Origin of the sequence: Rhizobium sp. BT03, from assembly GCF_030053155.1 — a bacterium.
Classification (GTDB): Bacteria; Pseudomonadota; Alphaproteobacteria; order Rhizobiales; family Rhizobiaceae; genus Rhizobium.
This window is the reverse complement of the sequence record NZ_CP125640.1, coordinates 1884656-1899886: the sequence shown is the minus strand read 5'-3', so window position 1 is coordinate 1899886 and position 15231 is coordinate 1884656. Positions and strand designations below refer to the sequence as shown.

The following is a 15231-nucleotide window of genomic DNA, read 5'->3' as shown; positions in this document are numbered from 1 at the left end:
GTTAATAAACCACTTATACGAGCATGGAAATTCAAGGGATTTTCCTAAGGGTTGTTTGAAGCCGTCCTGTTATACAGGTGTCACAGCCCGGCAGTGCCGCCTTCCGAGATCGGAGCGACGCCGTCCGGGCGTGACGCGGCCGGTTCTTCCAGGAACCTGCGCTGCGCAATGATGGGCTTGTTTTCCGGGATGTCGGGCGCATGCAGCACCCTCGGCAGGAGGTAGGAATGAATCTGATTGCAAACTTCGCGGTGCTCGCATCGCGGCGGACGATCTTCGATCTGCCGGTCTGCGATCTCGGCTGGGACGATGCCCTCGTTTTCATCAACGAGCTGGCCTCCATTCCCGTCGGCCAGACCGTGGTTTGCTTCGTCAACGCCCACAACATGCTGACGGCGCTGCGCGACGACGAATATTACCGGATCATGTCGCACAATCTGGTGCTGCCGGATGGCATCGGCCTCAACATCGCATCGCAGATCGCCCATGGTTCGCCGTTCCCCGCCAATCTGAACGGCACCGATTTCGTGCCGGCCTTCCTGACCTTCATGGAGGCTCCGCGCCGCATCGGCCTGATCGGCGGCACGCGTTCGGTCGTCGAGGCGGCGGCGGAAAATTTCCGCAGGCATACGCCCTGGCATGAATTCGTCGTCGTTTCCGACGGTTATTTCGACAAGGTCGATTCCACTGAGGTCACCGAGGAGATCGAGCGTCAGAAGCTCGACATCCTGATCGTCGGCATGGGAACGCCGCTGCAGGAGAAATGGGTCCACGACAATATCCGTGCCGATCATGCGCGCCTGGTGCTGACGGTCGGCGCCCTCTTCGACTTCGTTTCCGGCGCCGTTCCCCGCGCACCGAAGACGGTGCGGATGATGCGTATGGAATGGGCCTATCGCCTGTTGCAGGAGCCGACGCGCCTCTGGCGCCGCTACGTCATCGGTATCCCGGTCTTTCTCTTCCATGTGCTGCGCTATCGCTTCCAGCGGCGTGAAAGGATCCTCAGCCATCCGGAAGAGCCCGCCACCGCGCTGCAGCCGCGGTCAGACCACAAGAAAGCAAGCTGAAGCGATAGACAGCCTCAAATCGGTTCCGATTCGAGGCGCTATGCTCAGTTCTTACACGCTGCAATTAACCATTTCTTTGCCATGAATATTTAGACTGGCTTAATCATCTGCATCCGTGCGGATGATTAAATTCGGCCATCATGTGCATGAGATGTGGCGCAAATGTACGATATCAGGGCCAGAAGCAGCTTTCACGATCGCCCGGCCGCCCGGCCGGCGGCGCCCGCGTCGGTGCGCGCCCATGACGATCGTTATGGTGTGCCCCCCAGATTGCCCCGGTCGAACCGGCCTGATATCGCTCCGCCCGAGGCCGAACTGCTGCGCGCCATCGGCCGCGCGCTGGAAGAGCAGCGTGCGAAGGCGGCGCGCACGGAGCCGCTGGTTGATCGTATCGAAACCATCCTCGGCAATCGCCTACGGGCCGCCAACGACATCGGCCATCCGCTTCCTCACGAACAGCCGCGCCGTCAAGAACCGGCTGCTCCGGTCATCCAGCCGATAATCTCGCCCGAACCGCTGGCCGCGATCCGGCAGGAAGCGGCCGAGCCCCGCCCGCCAGCGCCGCGGCGGCGCGTCGGCGGCAGTGCTCTTGCGGTGACGGTCGCCGCTGCGACGATGATCGGCGCCGGCCTGCCGGCGCTGATGCCGGCTTCGCCAACCCTCTACCGCGCCGAAGCGACGCTTGCGGTGAAGACCGATGCCGCAAGCCGGGCCGCCTTCACGCAGGCCGCGGCGAAAGGGCTGATCTCGGCGCGGGTCGTTGCTTCGGCGGTCGCCGCCCTGAAACTCGATCACGATCCCGAATTTGCCGGCCAAAGGGCCAATGCGCTTGGCGTTGCGCTCGATCTGCTCTCGGCGACCGGGGCAGCCGCCGATCCGGCCTCGCGCGCCGAGGCGGCGTTGAAACATGCCGTGGAGATCCTGCCCGATGCTGCCGCCGGCACGATCCGCGTGCGGGTGACGACCGGCGACAGCGGCAAATCCATGCGCATCGCCGCAAGGCTTGCCGAAGCGGTTTCCCCGGCGGACGGCCCCGGCGGCAGCGCCGAAACCGACGCGGCCTTGCGCAAGGCCTATGACGAGGCGAAAGCGGAACTGACGGCCTTCACGGCAAAGAGCGGCGAGGGCAACGTCAAGGTGGCGGTCGATCTTCGCCGCCAGATCGACCGGCTCGATGCCGATCTGAAAGAAGCCGACCAGACTATCCTCAGCGCCAAGGCGCAGGCCGACCGGTTGAAAGCCGCAAAACTTGCCGGCGTGCTCGACGGTTCGCTGCCTTCCGACATGCTCTCGCCGGCGCTGCAGGACTGGCGCGACAAATATGCGGTTGCCAGGACGGCGCTTGCGCAGCTGTCGGCCGAGCTCGGCCCGCGCCATCCGCGCCTGCTGCAGCAGCAGGCCGAAACCGATGGTCTGAAGGAGAATATGGGCAAGGAGCTTGCCCGTCTTGCCCAGGCCGCCAACGCCGCCGCGAAGGCGGCCGTCGATGCGCGCAAGGGCTTGAACGACCGCCGCAACACGCTGATCGCGCAAAGCCGGGATACCGGCGTCGATCTCGCCCGGCTGACCGAGCTCAGCGAGAAGGCGACCGCCGCACGCTCGCGCCTGGAAGATGCAGCGTCCGCCTCGACGGGAACGGTTGCCGACGGCCATATCTCTCTCATCAGCCCGGCTCGGGCAACGGCGGTATCGGCGCCCGACGGCCTGACCGGCCGCTCGCTGGCCGGCGCTGCCGCGGGTCTCGCCGCCGGTCTTGCTGCAGCCTTCCTGCTGCGTCGGCGTAAACCCATGGCAGCTCCCGAAGAGGAATCCCCATCGCTGTCTTCGCCGCCGCCGGCACCGCAACCGGTCCCGACCGCGGCCGACGAGATGGAGGTGCTGCGCTCCGAACTCTCCGGCCTGCGCGACCGGCTTCTTGTTCATGGCCTCGAAGCGCGGCAGCCGCTGCGCTGAACGATCATTTCCTTGCATTTTTGATATTGCCTTGCTGCTTTCCGACAGGATAGGGCGTTAGCGGGCATTTGACGCTCGCCGACTATCCATAGATTGGCGCGAAACAGGGCGGAGAGACGCGTGACGACAGTAATCGACGGCAAGAATGTAGCTGCATCGGTCATTCAGACGGTCAAGAGTGCGACGGCAGCGCTGGAAAAGAGCAGCGGCGTCACCACCGGCCTTGCGGTCGTCATCGTCGGCGACGATCCGGCAAGCCACGCCTATGTCGGCTCCAAGGGCCGCATGGCCAAGGAATGCGGCTTCAAATCCGTCCAGCACACGCTGCCGGCCGAGACGAAGCAGGAGGATCTGGCAGCCCTTGTCGCCACCCTCAACGCCGATCCGTCGATCCACGGCATCCTGGTGCAGCTGCCGCTGCCGAAGCCGCTCGACAGCGAGCCGATCATCCAGGCGATCCTGCCGGAAAAGGATGTCGACGGCCTGAGCATCGCCAATGCCGGCAAGCTCGCCATCGGCGACCTGAAGACCGGGTTGGTCTCCTGCACGCCGGCCGGCGCCATGGTCTTCGTCCGCCGCACCCATGGCGAGGATCTCTCCGGCCTCAACGCCGTCGTCATCGGCCGCTCCAACCTGTTCGGCAAGCCGATGGCGCAATTGCTGCTCAACGCCAATGCGACGGTGACGATCGCCCATTCGAGAACCAGGAACCTCGCCGAGGTCTGCCGCAACGCCGATATTCTGGTGGCCGCCGTTGGCCGGCCGGAGATGGTCAAGGCCGATTGGGTCAAGCCGGGTGCGACGGTCATCGACGTTGGCATCAACCGCGTGGCAGCCCCCGAAAGGGGCGAGGGCAAGACCCGGCTCGTCGGTGACGTCGCCTTCCGCGAGGTCTCCGAAGTCGCCAGCACCATCACCCCGGTTCCCGGCGGCGTCGGCCCGATGACCATCGCCATGCTGATGGCCAACACGGTCATCGCCGCGCATCGCGCCGCGGGGCAGACACCGCCACAATTTTGATTGTTAAAGCATGTCGCGCAAAAGTGTGCAGCGGTTTTGCCAGGCAAAGCGCTAAGCGATTTTGCCGCAAACGACATGTGTAAAAACAAAGAGCTAAAGCGCAAGGAGCGAATCTGAAAGATCGCGACGCGCTTTAGGACTGCGGGGCAGGGCCGGTCGAAGCCCGGACGATCAGTTCGGTCTTCCAAAGTTCCTGTTCGGGAAAGGGGCCGGCCTCTTTCACCGTGCCGATCAGCCGCTGGGCGATGCGAACGCCGGCGGCCCTCAGCGAGGAGCGCGTCGTCGTCAGCGGCACCGAGAAGTTTTCAGGCTTCAAGAGCGGCAGCACGTCGTCATGGGCAATTAGCGATATATCCTCGCCGAGCCGCAATCCCGCCTGGTTGACCGCGCGGATTGCGCCGAGCGCCAGCACCGTGCTGGAACAGAGGATGGCCGTCGGCCGCTGCGGCAGCTGCAAAAAATGTTCCATCGCCAACAGGCCTTGCTCGTCCGTCATCAACGTATGGCTGATGCAATCCTCGTCGAGCGCCAGGCCGCGCTCGGCAAGGGCCGATAGGACGCCGTTCTTCCTGCGGATGGCGAAATCGAGATGCATCTGCCCGTTCATCAGCGCAAAGCGCGTATGGCCGAGCTGCAGCAGAAGCCGCGTCGCATCGTAAAAGGCGCCCTCATTGTCGATGTCGAGATAGGGATAATCGGGCTCCGCACCGAAGGAACGCCCGTGGACGACATAGGGCATGGACAGCGACTTCAGCATGGCGAGCCGCGGATCGTGGCCGCGCATATAGGCGACGAACAGCGCATCGACATTGCCGCTGATCGCCAGGCGCCGGAGTGCGGCAACCTCGTCGTCCGGGTCGGCCGGCATGATGACGAAGTGGAAGTCGTGGCGCACCGCCTCTTCGCCGAGCCCGGCCAGGAATTCACCGAAATGCACGTCGGACTGGTGGCCGGGCGCCGTCGGCATGACGAGGCCGATCGAGCCTGCCTTGCCGGTCGCAAGCCGCTGCGCCGCTTTGTTCGGCCGGTATCCGGTTTCCTTGACGGCCTGCAGCACGCGCTCCCGGGTCGCCTCGTTGACCTCGGGATAGCCGTTGAGCGCTCGGCTCACCGTCGTCTGCGACAGCCCCAGCAATTCCGATAGCTGTTTGAGATTCACCTGCTATGCTTCCTCCCGGCCCGCCCATCAGCCGTGTTGAAAAGGTCTGCCGCCTCCCAGTGGCACCCAAAGCGCTTTCAATTATGTAGCATCTGGCGCGCTTGACTCAAGAAAAATCGCTCCATATTTCCCGATAGCCGCTGCTCACGCCGTGATAACGGCGGTGTCTACAGCCGGTTTTCGTGAAATGACTTGACTCCGTTCCACCGAAAGTGGAATGAGTTGGGTGTCAAAGCGCTTTGAAATTTCTTTTAAAGGGAATTCGGCGCGGGTTGGGATTGTGATGGGAGGTTGATCACATGAAAAAGACATTTTTGATGGGCGTTGCCGTGGCAGCGCTTTTTGCCGGTGCTGCGTCCGCGGCCGATCTGAAATTTGCCCCGGGACAGGATTCCAAATTCAACTGGAAGAGCTATGACGAATTCAAGGCCGCACATGCCGATCTGAAGGGTCAGCCGCTGACGATCTTCGGGCCGTGGCGCGGCGAGGACGAGGCGTTCTTCCAGAGCGTTCTTGCCTATTTCACCGAAGCGACCGGCATCGATGTCAAATACTCCTCTTCGGAAAACTACGAACAGCAGATCGTCATCGACACCCAGGCAGGCTCGCCGCCGAATATCGCCGTTCTGCCGCAGCCGGGCCTCCTTGCCGATCTTGCCAGCAAGGGCTTCCTGACGCCGCTCGGCGACGAAAACTCCAAGTGGATCAAGGATAATTACGGCGCCGGCGACAGCTGGGTCGGTTACGGCACCTATAAGGGCAAGGACGGCAAGGAAGCCTTCTATGCCTTCCCTTATAAGGCCGACGTCAAGTCGCTCGTCTGGTATGTTCCTGAGAACTTCGAGGAAGCCGGCTACAAGATCCCGACGACCATGGAAGAGCTGCATGCTCTGAGCGACCAGATCGTCAAGGATGGCGGCGTTCCCTGGTGCATCGGTCTCGGTTCCGGCGGCGCCACCGGCTGGCCGGCGACGGACTGGGTCGAGGACATCATGCTGCGCACCCAGCCGCCTGAGGCCTACGACAAGTGGACGACTAACGAGCTGAAGTTCACCGATCCGGCCGTCGTTGCCGCGATCGACGAATTCGGCAAGTTCGCCAAGAACGAGAAATACGTCAATGGCGGCGTCGCGGCCGTGGCCTCGACCGACTTCCGCGACAGCCCGAAGGGTCTCTTCTCCGTTCCGCCGAAGTGCTACATGCACCATCAGGCCTCGTTCATTCCGTCCTTCTTCCCTGAGGGCACGAAGCTCGGCCAGGATGCCGACTTCTTCTACATGCCGACCTATGCTTCGCATCCCGAACTCGGCAAGCCGGTTCTCGGCGCCGGCACGCTCGTCTCGATCGCCAAGGATTCGAAGACGGCCCGCGCCTTCATCGACTTCCTGAAGACCCCGATCGCGCATGAGGTCTGGATGGCGCAGTCGAGCTTCCTGACCCCGTATAAGGCTGTCAGCACCGAGGCCTATGCCAACCCGCAGATGAAGAAGGAAGGCGAGATCCTGACCTCGGCCACCACCTTCCGCTTCGACGGTTCCGACCTGATGCCGGGCAAGATCGGCGCCGGCGCCTTCTGGACGGGCATGGTCGATTTCGTCGGCGGCAAGTCGGCTCAAGATGCCGCTGGCGAAATCCAGAGCGCCTGGGACGGCATCAAGTAATCCCAAAAATTATGCCGCCGGCTTGCCGGCGGCATGGCCTGGATGACTGGCCGGGTTCGCAAAGAGCCCGGCCATCACAGGATATATTGCGATTGGGTAATACACACAGATTGACGATGACCGGCGCTGAACCGTCAGAACAGCAACCGGTCGCAATAAGATCAGGGGAAGCAGGGGAGGGACGAAATGCTGTTGCAGATAGTGTCCGCTTTGGGCGTCGTGGTCGTCGCCGTTTTCGCATGCTCGGGCTATTTCTATTTTTCCAACAAGATTTTGGATCTGGCTTTGCCGGTCAAGGATGGCGACATCCGCGCCGCCTCGCGCAATCTCAACCGCCGTGCCCTCATCCGGCCGTGGCTGTTCATCGGGCCGGCGCTCTTCCTGCTCGTCGTCTATCTCGTCTATCCGGTCGTTGCGACCTTCATCCTCTCCTTCCACGACCGCGCCGGGCAGCAATTCGTCGGCCTCGCCAATTACAAATGGGCGCTCGGCGACCGCGAATTCCGCCAGTCGATCTTCAACAACATCCTCTGGCTCGCCGTCGTGCCGGCCGCCTGCACCTTCTTCGGCCTGGTCATCGCCGTAATGACCGACCGTATCTGGTGGGGCAATATCGCCAAAAGCATCGTCTTCATGCCAATGGCGATCTCCTTCGTCGGCGCCTCGGTCATCTGGAAGTTCATCTATGAATATCGCGGCGGCAACGACGTCCAGATCGGCCTGCTGAACGCCATCGTCCAGACCTTCGGCGGCACGCCCGAGGTGTGGATCTCCGTTCCCTTCTGGAACAATTTCTTCCTGATGGTCATCCTGATCTGGATCCAGACCGGTTTTGCCATGGTCATCCTGTCGGCCGCCCTTCGCGGCATTCCCGAGGAGACGATCGAGGCCGCCGTCATCGACGGCGCCAATGGCTGGCAGATCTTCTGGCGCATCATGGTGCCGCAAGTCTGGGGCTCGATCGCGGTGGTATGGACGACGATCACCATCCTCGTCCTCAAGGTCTTCGACATCGTGCTGACCATGACCAACGGCCAGTGGCAGACGATGGTGCTGGCCAACCTGATGTTCGACTGGATGTTCCGCGGCGGCGGCGATTCTGGCCGAAGTGCTGTCATCGCCCTCATCATCATGCTCGCCGTCACGCCGATCATGGTGTGGAACGTGCGCCGCGCCAATCGCGAACTGAAGGGCCACTGAGATGACCGCTGCCGCAAGCTACTTCAAGATCGGCCCCGCCCGTCTTTTCGTTCACGCCGCCGTTCTCCTGATCGTCATCGTCTGGCTGATCCCGACGCTCGGCATCTTCGTCAGCGCGTTGCGCGACAAGGACCAGATCGTCGTCTCCGGCTGGTGGACGTCCTTCGTCGGCTCGACCCAGACCGTCGCCGTCCGCTTGGGCACGCCGGACCAGCAGCAGCAGGAAGGTGCGACCTACGTCATCGCAGGCAACGTGCTTGAGGGCCAGACCGGCCGCTCGGTAAAAGCCTTCGGCAACCGCGTGCAGCAGCCGGCGGCCTTCGAAGCCGGTCAGACCGCCGATCTCGGCGACGGCGAAAGCCTGCTGATCAACAGCGACGGCAGCTACCGCTACATGAAGAACGCCGCCTTCTCGCCCGACGAAAGACCGCGGCGCATCTATGTCTCGGTCTCCGCGCCGCCGGAGTTTACGCTGCAGAACTACAACACGGTTCTGACCGGTGAGGGCATCGGCCAGTCCTTCATCAACTCGCTGACCGTGACGATCCCGGCGACGATCATCCCGATCCTGATCGCCGCCTTTGCCGCCTATGCGCTGAGCTGGATGGAGTTCCCCGGCCGTGCGCTGTTGATCGCGCTCGTCGTCGGCCTCATCGTCGTGCCGCTGCAGATGTCGCTGATCCCGCTGCTGCGCCTCTATAACGAGATCGGCACCATGCTCGGCCAGCCGTCGAAGACCTATCCCGGCATCTGGCTCGCCCACACCGCCTTCGGCATGCCGCTCGCCATCTATCTCCTGCGGGCCTATATCGCCGGCCTGCCGAAGGAGATCATCGAATCCGCCCGCGTCGACGGCGCCAGCGACTTCGAGATCTTCACCCGCATCGTATTGCCTTTGTCCTTCCCGGCACTCGCCTCCTTCGCCATCTTCCAGTTCCTGTGGGTGTGGAACGACCTGCTCGTCGCCATGGTCTTCCTCGGCACCGACAAGGACCACCTCGTTCTCACAGGCAGCCTGAACGCGCTGCTCGGCTCGCGCGGCGGCAACTGGGAGATTTTGACGGCCTCGGCCTTCGTCACCATCATCGTGCCGCTGCTCGTCTTCTTCGGGCTGCAGCGTTATCTGGTGCGCGGCCTGCTGGCGGGTTCGGTCAAGGGAGGCTGACCATTTCCGAACGTGACTTCAGACAGGATATCCCATGAACGTGGCTCCCCAATCGATCTCGACCCCCGACAAGGACTGGTGGCGCGGCGCGGTGATCTATCAGATCTACCCGCGCTCCTACCAGGATTCGAACGGTGACGGCATCGGCGACCTCAAGGGCATCACCGCCCGCCTGCCGCACGTGGCAAGCCTCGGCGTCGATGCGATCTGGATCTCGCCCTTCTTCACCTCGCCGATGCGCGATTTCGGTTATGACGTGTCCGACTACGAGAATGTCGATTCGATCTTCGGCACGCTGGTCGATTTCGACACGATGATCGCGGAGGCTCACCGCCTCGGCATCCGGGTGATGATCGACCTCGTCATCTCGCACAGCTCCGATCAGCACCCCTGGTTCGTGCAGAGCCGCTCCAGCAAAACCAACGCCAAGGCCGACTGGTATGTCTGGGCCGACGCCAAGCCGGATGGTACGCCGCCGAACAACTGGCTATCGATCTTCGGCGGCTCGGCATGGGCGTGGGATCCGACGCGCATGCAATATTACCTGCACAACTTCCTGACCTCGCAGCCGGATATGAACCTGCATAATCCTGAGGTGCAGGACCGTCTGCTCGATGTCGTGCGCTTCTGGCTCAATCGTGGCGTCGACGGCTTCCGCCTCGATACCATCAACTTCTATTTCCACGACCCGCTGTTGCGCGACAATCCGGCGCTCGCCCCCGAGCGCCGCAACGCCTCGACGGCGCCGGCGGTCAATCCCTATAATTTCCAGGAGCATATCTACGACAAGAACCGGCCGGAGAACCTTGCCTTCCTGAAGCGCTTTCGCGCCGTTCTCGAAGAATTCCCGGCAATCGCCGCCGTCGGCGAAGTCGGCGACAGCCAGCGCGGCCTTGAAATCGTCGGCGAATATACCTCCGGCAACGACAAGATGCACATGTGCTACGCCTTCGAGTTCCTGGCGCCCGATCCGCTGACGGCCGAGCGCGTCGAAGAGGTGATGCAGGATTTCGAAGCCGCCGCACCCGACGGCTGGGCCTGCTGGGCTTTCTCCAATCACGACGTCGTGCGCCATGTCAGTCGCTGGGGCGGGCTGGTCGCCGATCACGACGCCTTCGCCAAGCTCTACGCCTCGCTGCTGCTGAGCCTGCGCGGCTCCGTCTGCCTCTATCAGGGGGAGGAACTGGCGCTGACCGAGGCCGATCTCGCCTATCAGGATCTGCAGGATCCCTACGGCATCCAGTTCTGGCCGGAATTCAAGGGCCGTGACGGCTGCCGCACGCCGATGGTCTGGGACAGTCACGTCGCCCAAGGCGGCTTTTCCACAGTCAAGCCCTGGCTGCCGGTGCCGGTCGAGCATATTCTGCGCGCCGTCAACGTCCAGCAGGGCGACGAGGCCTCGGTGCTCGAGCACTATCGCCGCTTCATCGCCTTCCGCAAATTGCACCCGGCCTTTGCCAAGGGTGAGATCGAATTCGAGGAGCCGCAGGGCGACGCCCTGGTCTTCACCCGTGAATACGGCAATGAGCAGCTGCTCTGCATCTTCAACATGAGCCCGGCCGAAACCGGCGTCACTTTGCCCGCGGGAGAATGGCAGGCGTTGACGGGGCATGGCTTTATCAGCAACAACTATGGCGACAAGATCGATATTCCGGCCTGGGGGGCGTATTTCGCCCGTCTCGCGTAAAGATCAGCAGGGGAGAGAGACATGACTGGACTGACGCTGAAGGATATCCGCAAATCCTACGGTTCCGTGGACGTTCTCCACGGCATCGACCTCGATATCAAGCAGGGCGAATTCATCGTCTTCGTCGGTCCGTCCGGCTGCGGCAAATCCACGCTTCTGCGCATGATCGCCGGTCTGGAGGCGATCACCGGCGGCGAGATGTATATCGACGGCCATCTCGTCAATGACGTGCCGCCTTCCAAGCGAGGTATCGCCATGGTCTTCCAGTCCTATGCGCTCTACCCGCACATGACCGTCTTCGACAATATGGCTTTCGGCATGAAGATCGCCGGCGAAAGCAAGCAGGAGATCGAACGCCGCGTCCGGGCGGCGGCCGAGAGCCTGCAGCTGACCAAATATCTCGACCGCCTGCCGAAGGCGCTTTCCGGCGGCCAGCGCCAGCGCGTGGCGATCGGCCGCGCCATCTGCCGCGATCCGAAGGTCTTCCTGTTCGACGAGCCGCTCTCCAACCTCGATGCCGCGCTGCGTGTCGCCACCCGCATCGAGATCGCCCGGCTGAACGAACAGATGGCCGATACGACGATGATCTACGTGACCCACGACCAGGTCGAGGCGATGACGCTCGCCGACCGCATCGTCGTTCTCTCCGCCGGCAATATCGAGCAGGTCGGCGCGCCACTGGAGCTCTATGAGCGCCCGGCCAACCTCTTCGTCGCCAAATTCATCGGCTCGCCGGCCATGAACATCATCCCGGCGACGGTCGCCGGAACCGGAAATCAGACGACGGTGACGCTGACCGGCGGCATGTCGGTGACCCTCGATGTGGCGACCGGCGCTTCCGAAGCCGGCAAGCCGGCAAGCTTCGGCGTTCGTCCTGAGGATCTGAGGATTGCCGACGGCGCCGATTATCTTTTCGAGGGCGAGGTGTCGATCGTCGAAGCGCTCGGCGAAGTCACGCTGCTTTATATCGAAGGCCTGGTTCCGGGCGAGCCGATCGTCGTCAAGCTGCCCGGCATCTACGATGTGAAGAAGGGCCAGAAGATGCGTTTTGCCGCCGACAGGCAGAAGTTGCATCTGTTTGACGCGACCGGCCATAGCTACCGGAAATGAGGCGGCCATTTTTGGGGTAATAATCCCGAGAATTATACTTGGCGGATCGGATTCTCACTTTCTGTTAAAGATCGGCTGCTACCTTTTCCCAGTCAATTTATGAGGGGGATAAGCAAGTGGCCGCTTCCAATCCGTCACAGCCAAAATCTCATTTCCTGAGCAAGGAAGAATCCTTCATGTATGACCGCGAGCAGCGGTTCAAGATGGAGGACACGATGAACGCCGCGCGCATCGAATATACGGAAAAGGGCGTCATGCACGCGGCTTCGCGCCGCTGCGATATCGTCCGGATCTCGATGAGCAGCGCGACGCTCGCGATCCTCACCCAGTTCAATCTGCCGAAGCAGTTCTATCTGGATATTCCGGATGCCCGCATCACCAAGGTCGGCTGCATACTGATGAAGGTCAACGCCAACAATACGATCGAAGTCCGGTTCCTGCGCCTGCTGACGCAGAAGGAACTGAACAAGATCTTCGTTTACAGCACCCATCCGGCACATCGCGACTACGTGCTCGATATCCGCGCCTGACGGACTTAAGACTGGATAACAAAAACCCGCGGGTGCTTCGCGCGCCCGCGGGTTTTTGTTTTGTCTGCAGCGACCACGCTCAGTGGTGGAAGAGCACGCTCGCACCCTGATCCGAAGCGCCGACGGCGCGGCGGAACGGTGCGAAAAGCTCGCGGCCCATGCCGAATTCATTGTCGGAGAGATCGACGGTCACCGGCTCGCGCTCGGCCAGATCGGCCGCATCGACGAGCAGTTCGAGCGTGCCCTTGATCGCGTCCAGGCGAATGATGTCGCCGTCGCGGATGCGGGCGATCGGCCCGCCGTCGACCGCCTCGGGCGTGACGTGGATTGCCGCCGGCACCTTGCCTGAGGCCCCCGACATGCGCCCGTCGGTCAGGAGCGCCACGCGGAAACCGCGATCCTGCAGCACGCCGAGCGGCGGCGTCAGCTTGTGCAGCTCCGGCATGCCGTTCGCCTTTGGCCCCTGGAAGCGCACGACGGCGATGAAATCGCGGTTGAGCTTGCCTTCCTTGAAGGCGTCCTGCAGCTCCTGCTGGCTGTGGAAGATGATCGCCGGCGCCTCGATGACGTGACGCTCCGGCTTGACGGCCGAAATCTTGATCACCGCCTTGCCGAGATTGCCGCGCAGCATCTTCAGCCCGCCATTCGCCTGGAACGGCGTCTCGATGCTGGAGAGCACCTTCGGATCATGGCTCTTTTCCGGCGACGGCTCGCGCAACACGCCGCGGTTTTCGCCGAGCCGGGCATCGACCGTATAGGCTTGGAGGCCCTGGCCGAAGACCGTGCGCACGTCGTCATGCACCAGGCCGTGCTTCAGCAGTTCCTTGATCAGGAAGCCCATGCCGCCGGCCGCCTGGAAATGGTTCACGTCGGCAAGCCCGTTCGGATAGACGCGGGCCAGCAGCGGCACCACTTCCGAAAGTTCGGCAATGTCCTGCCAGGTAAGCTGGATGCCGGCCGCGCGCGCCATGGCGACGAGGTGCAGCGTGTGATTGGTCGAGCCGCCGGTCGCATGCAGGCCGACGACGCCGTTGACGACCGAGCGCTCGTCGATCATCTCGCCGGCCGGCGTGAATTCATTGCCGAGCGCGGTGATCGCCAGCGCCCGCTTGGCGGCTTCGCGAGTCAGCGCTTCGCGCAGCGGCGTGCCGGGATTGATGAAGGAGGAGCCGGGCATATGGAAGCCCATGATCTCCATCAGCATCTGGTTGGAATTGGCGGTGCCGTAGAAGGTGCAGGTGCCGGGGCCGTGATAGGATTTCGATTCCGCCTCCAAGAGCTCGGCGCGGCCGACCTTGCCCTCGGCGAAGAGCTGGCGCACGCGCGATTTCTCGTCGTTCGGCAGGCCGGTCGTCATCGGCCCGGCGGGAACGAAGATCGACGGCAGATGCCCGAAGGACAATGCCGCGATGACGAGGCCCGGCACGATCTTGTCGCAGACGCCGAGAAAGAGGGCGGCATCGAACATGTTGTGCGACAGGCCGACGCCTGCCGACATGGCGATCAGGTCGCGCGAGAACAGCGAAAGCTCCATGCCCGGCTGGCCCTGGGTGACGCCGTCGCACATCGCCGGCACGCCGCCCGCCACCTGCGCCACGCCGCCGGCCTCGGCGGCGGCCTCGCGGATGATACCGGGATAGGTCTCGAACGGCTGGTGAGCCGAGAGCATGTCGTTATAGGCGGTGATGATGCCGAGATTGGGAATGCGGTCGCCGGCGAGCGCATCCTTATCGGCGGGGGAACAGACCGCGAAGCCGTGGGCAAGGTTGGCGCAGCCGAGCACCGAGCGCTGGACGCCCTTGGAAGCGGCGGCGCGCAGGCGCTCCAGATAACGCTCGCGGGTTGGTTTCGAGCGTTCGACAATGCGGTCGGTGATCGCAGATATGCGTGCGTGAGCGGACATGGAAGATCCCTGCCTTGTTCGTTGTCTTGTCTGTTTCGGCGGCTCTGGCCTGATAGTCGATCCGGATTGACGGCCGATCAGGGAGCCCAGTAGATCTCGACCGGGGAAGTGGCCCGGCGCAGAATGGCGCGGATCGGCATGTCTGCCTCGTCACCGCTGCCTTCCGCCTTGGCGAGAACGTCTTTTTTGCCTTCGCCCTCGATATGGAGAACCAGGAGTGCGGCATCCTGAAGACTGGAGAAAGTGAAGGTCAGGCGCGGCTCGCCGGCCCCTTCCGCTTCCATGGTAATGATGCCGCGCGGCGTCGATGCGTCCAGCGCCGCGGCAAGATTGCTGCCGCCGGGAAAGAACGAGGCGGTGTGGCCGTCGCCGCCCATGCCGAGGATGACGACGTCGAAGGGAATGCCGATCTCGGCGCTCTTTTCAGTCGCAAGCCGCGCGGCCTCCTCGACGGAGGCAGCCGGCTGGTAAAGCGGCACGAAACGCGCCGCCTTTGCCTTGTTCTGCAAGAGATTGGCATCGACCAGCATATGGTTCGAGCGCGCGTTGTCGGCCGGCACGAAGCGTTCGTCGACAAGCGTGATCGTCACCTTGTCCCAGGCGATGGCGCGCGTCGACAGCGCCTGGAAGAAGGCCTTCGGCGTCGAGCCGCCGGAAACGGCGATGGATGCCGTTCCGCGGGCTGAGATCGCCGCCGAAAGCCTGTCGGCGACCTTGTCGGCGAGGCTGCCGGCGAGATCTGCGGGGCTGGCGAAGGAATGCAGGGTTGATGCCAT

Annotated in this window: 12 protein-coding genes; 9 read left to right on the top strand and 3 right to left on the bottom strand. The window is 62.9% G+C overall.

The window, feature by feature from the left end:
• The first annotated feature begins 227 nt into the window (after nucleotides 1-227).
• The 3 genes from QMO80_RS09350 (at nucleotide 228) to folD (ending at nucleotide 4040) form a co-directional block, all read left to right on the top strand.
• A complete protein-coding gene (locus tag QMO80_RS09350; RefSeq protein WP_283199811.1) occupies nucleotides 228-1067 on the top strand; it encodes a WecB/TagA/CpsF family glycosyltransferase in 840 nt (279 codons plus the stop codon).
• Nucleotides 1068-1229: 162 nt separating this feature from the next.
• Nucleotides 1230-3020, top strand: coding sequence for a succinoglycan biosynthesis protein exop (locus QMO80_RS09345; protein ID WP_283199810.1), 1791 nt, complete (start codon nucleotides 1230-1232; stop codon nucleotides 3018-3020).
• 120 nt (nucleotides 3021-3140) lie between these two features.
• Nucleotides 3141-4040 (top strand): bifunctional methylenetetrahydrofolate dehydrogenase/methenyltetrahydrofolate cyclohydrolase FolD, encoded by a 900-nt coding sequence (folD, locus tag QMO80_RS09340; RefSeq protein ID WP_283199809.1) that lies wholly within the window; start codon nucleotides 3141-3143, stop codon nucleotides 4038-4040.
• 133 nt (nucleotides 4041-4173) lie between these two features.
• On the opposite strand, the gene QMO80_RS09335 is transcribed toward folD, so the two are convergent.
• The gene (locus QMO80_RS09335; protein ID WP_283199808.1) at nucleotides 4174-5199 is read right to left on the bottom strand and encodes a LacI family DNA-binding transcriptional regulator; all 1026 of its coding nucleotides are present in this window, start codon (nucleotides 5197-5199) and stop codon (nucleotides 4174-4176) included.
• 299 nt (nucleotides 5200-5498) lie between these two features.
• Between QMO80_RS09335 and QMO80_RS09330 the strand changes: the two genes are divergently transcribed.
• The 6 genes from QMO80_RS09330 to QMO80_RS09305 all read left to right on the top strand — a co-directional run bounded on the left by QMO80_RS09330 (nucleotide 5499) and on the right by QMO80_RS09305 (nucleotide 12552).
• Nucleotides 5499-6860 (top strand): ABC transporter substrate-binding protein, encoded by a 1362-nt coding sequence (locus QMO80_RS09330; RefSeq protein ID WP_283199807.1) that lies wholly within the window; start codon nucleotides 5499-5501, stop codon nucleotides 6858-6860.
• A gap of 186 nt (nucleotides 6861-7046) precedes the next feature.
• The gene (locus tag QMO80_RS09325) at nucleotides 7047-8060 is read left to right on the top strand and encodes a carbohydrate ABC transporter permease (protein WP_283199806.1); all 1014 of its coding nucleotides are present in this window, start codon (nucleotides 7047-7049) and stop codon (nucleotides 8058-8060) included.
• Nucleotide 8061: 1 nt separating this feature from the next.
• Nucleotides 8062-9225 (top strand): carbohydrate ABC transporter permease, encoded by a 1164-nt coding sequence (locus tag QMO80_RS09320; protein ID WP_283199805.1) that lies wholly within the window; start codon nucleotides 8062-8064, stop codon nucleotides 9223-9225.
• Between the two features lie 34 nt (nucleotides 9226-9259).
• Nucleotides 9260-10912, top strand: a complete 1653-nt coding sequence (locus QMO80_RS09315; protein WP_283199804.1) for an alpha-glucosidase — start codon at nucleotides 9260-9262, stop codon at nucleotides 10910-10912.
• A gap of 21 nt (nucleotides 10913-10933) precedes the next feature.
• Nucleotides 10934-12022 carry an ABC transporter ATP-binding protein gene (locus tag QMO80_RS09310; protein WP_283199803.1) on the top strand — a complete coding sequence of 363 codons (1089 nt, stop codon included), beginning with the start codon at nucleotides 10934-10936 and terminating at the stop codon, nucleotides 12020-12022.
• Between the two features lie 176 nt (nucleotides 12023-12198).
• Complete coding sequence (locus QMO80_RS09305) at nucleotides 12199-12552, top strand: hypothetical protein (protein WP_003588490.1); 354 nt, start codon at nucleotides 12199-12201, stop codon at nucleotides 12550-12552.
• A 79-nt stretch (nucleotides 12553-12631) separates the two neighbouring features.
• Here QMO80_RS09305 and edd read toward each other — a convergent pair whose 3' ends face one another.
• Together edd and pgl are read right to left on the bottom strand one after the other, a co-directional pair.
• On the bottom strand, nucleotides 12632-14455 hold the full coding sequence (gene edd, locus QMO80_RS09300; protein WP_283199802.1) for a phosphogluconate dehydratase: 1824 nt from the start codon (nucleotides 14453-14455) through the stop codon (nucleotides 12632-12634).
• 77 nt (nucleotides 14456-14532) lie between these two features.
• Nucleotides 14533-15231 (bottom strand): 6-phosphogluconolactonase, encoded by a 699-nt coding sequence (gene pgl / locus QMO80_RS09295; RefSeq protein WP_283199801.1) that lies wholly within the window; start codon nucleotides 15229-15231, stop codon nucleotides 14533-14535.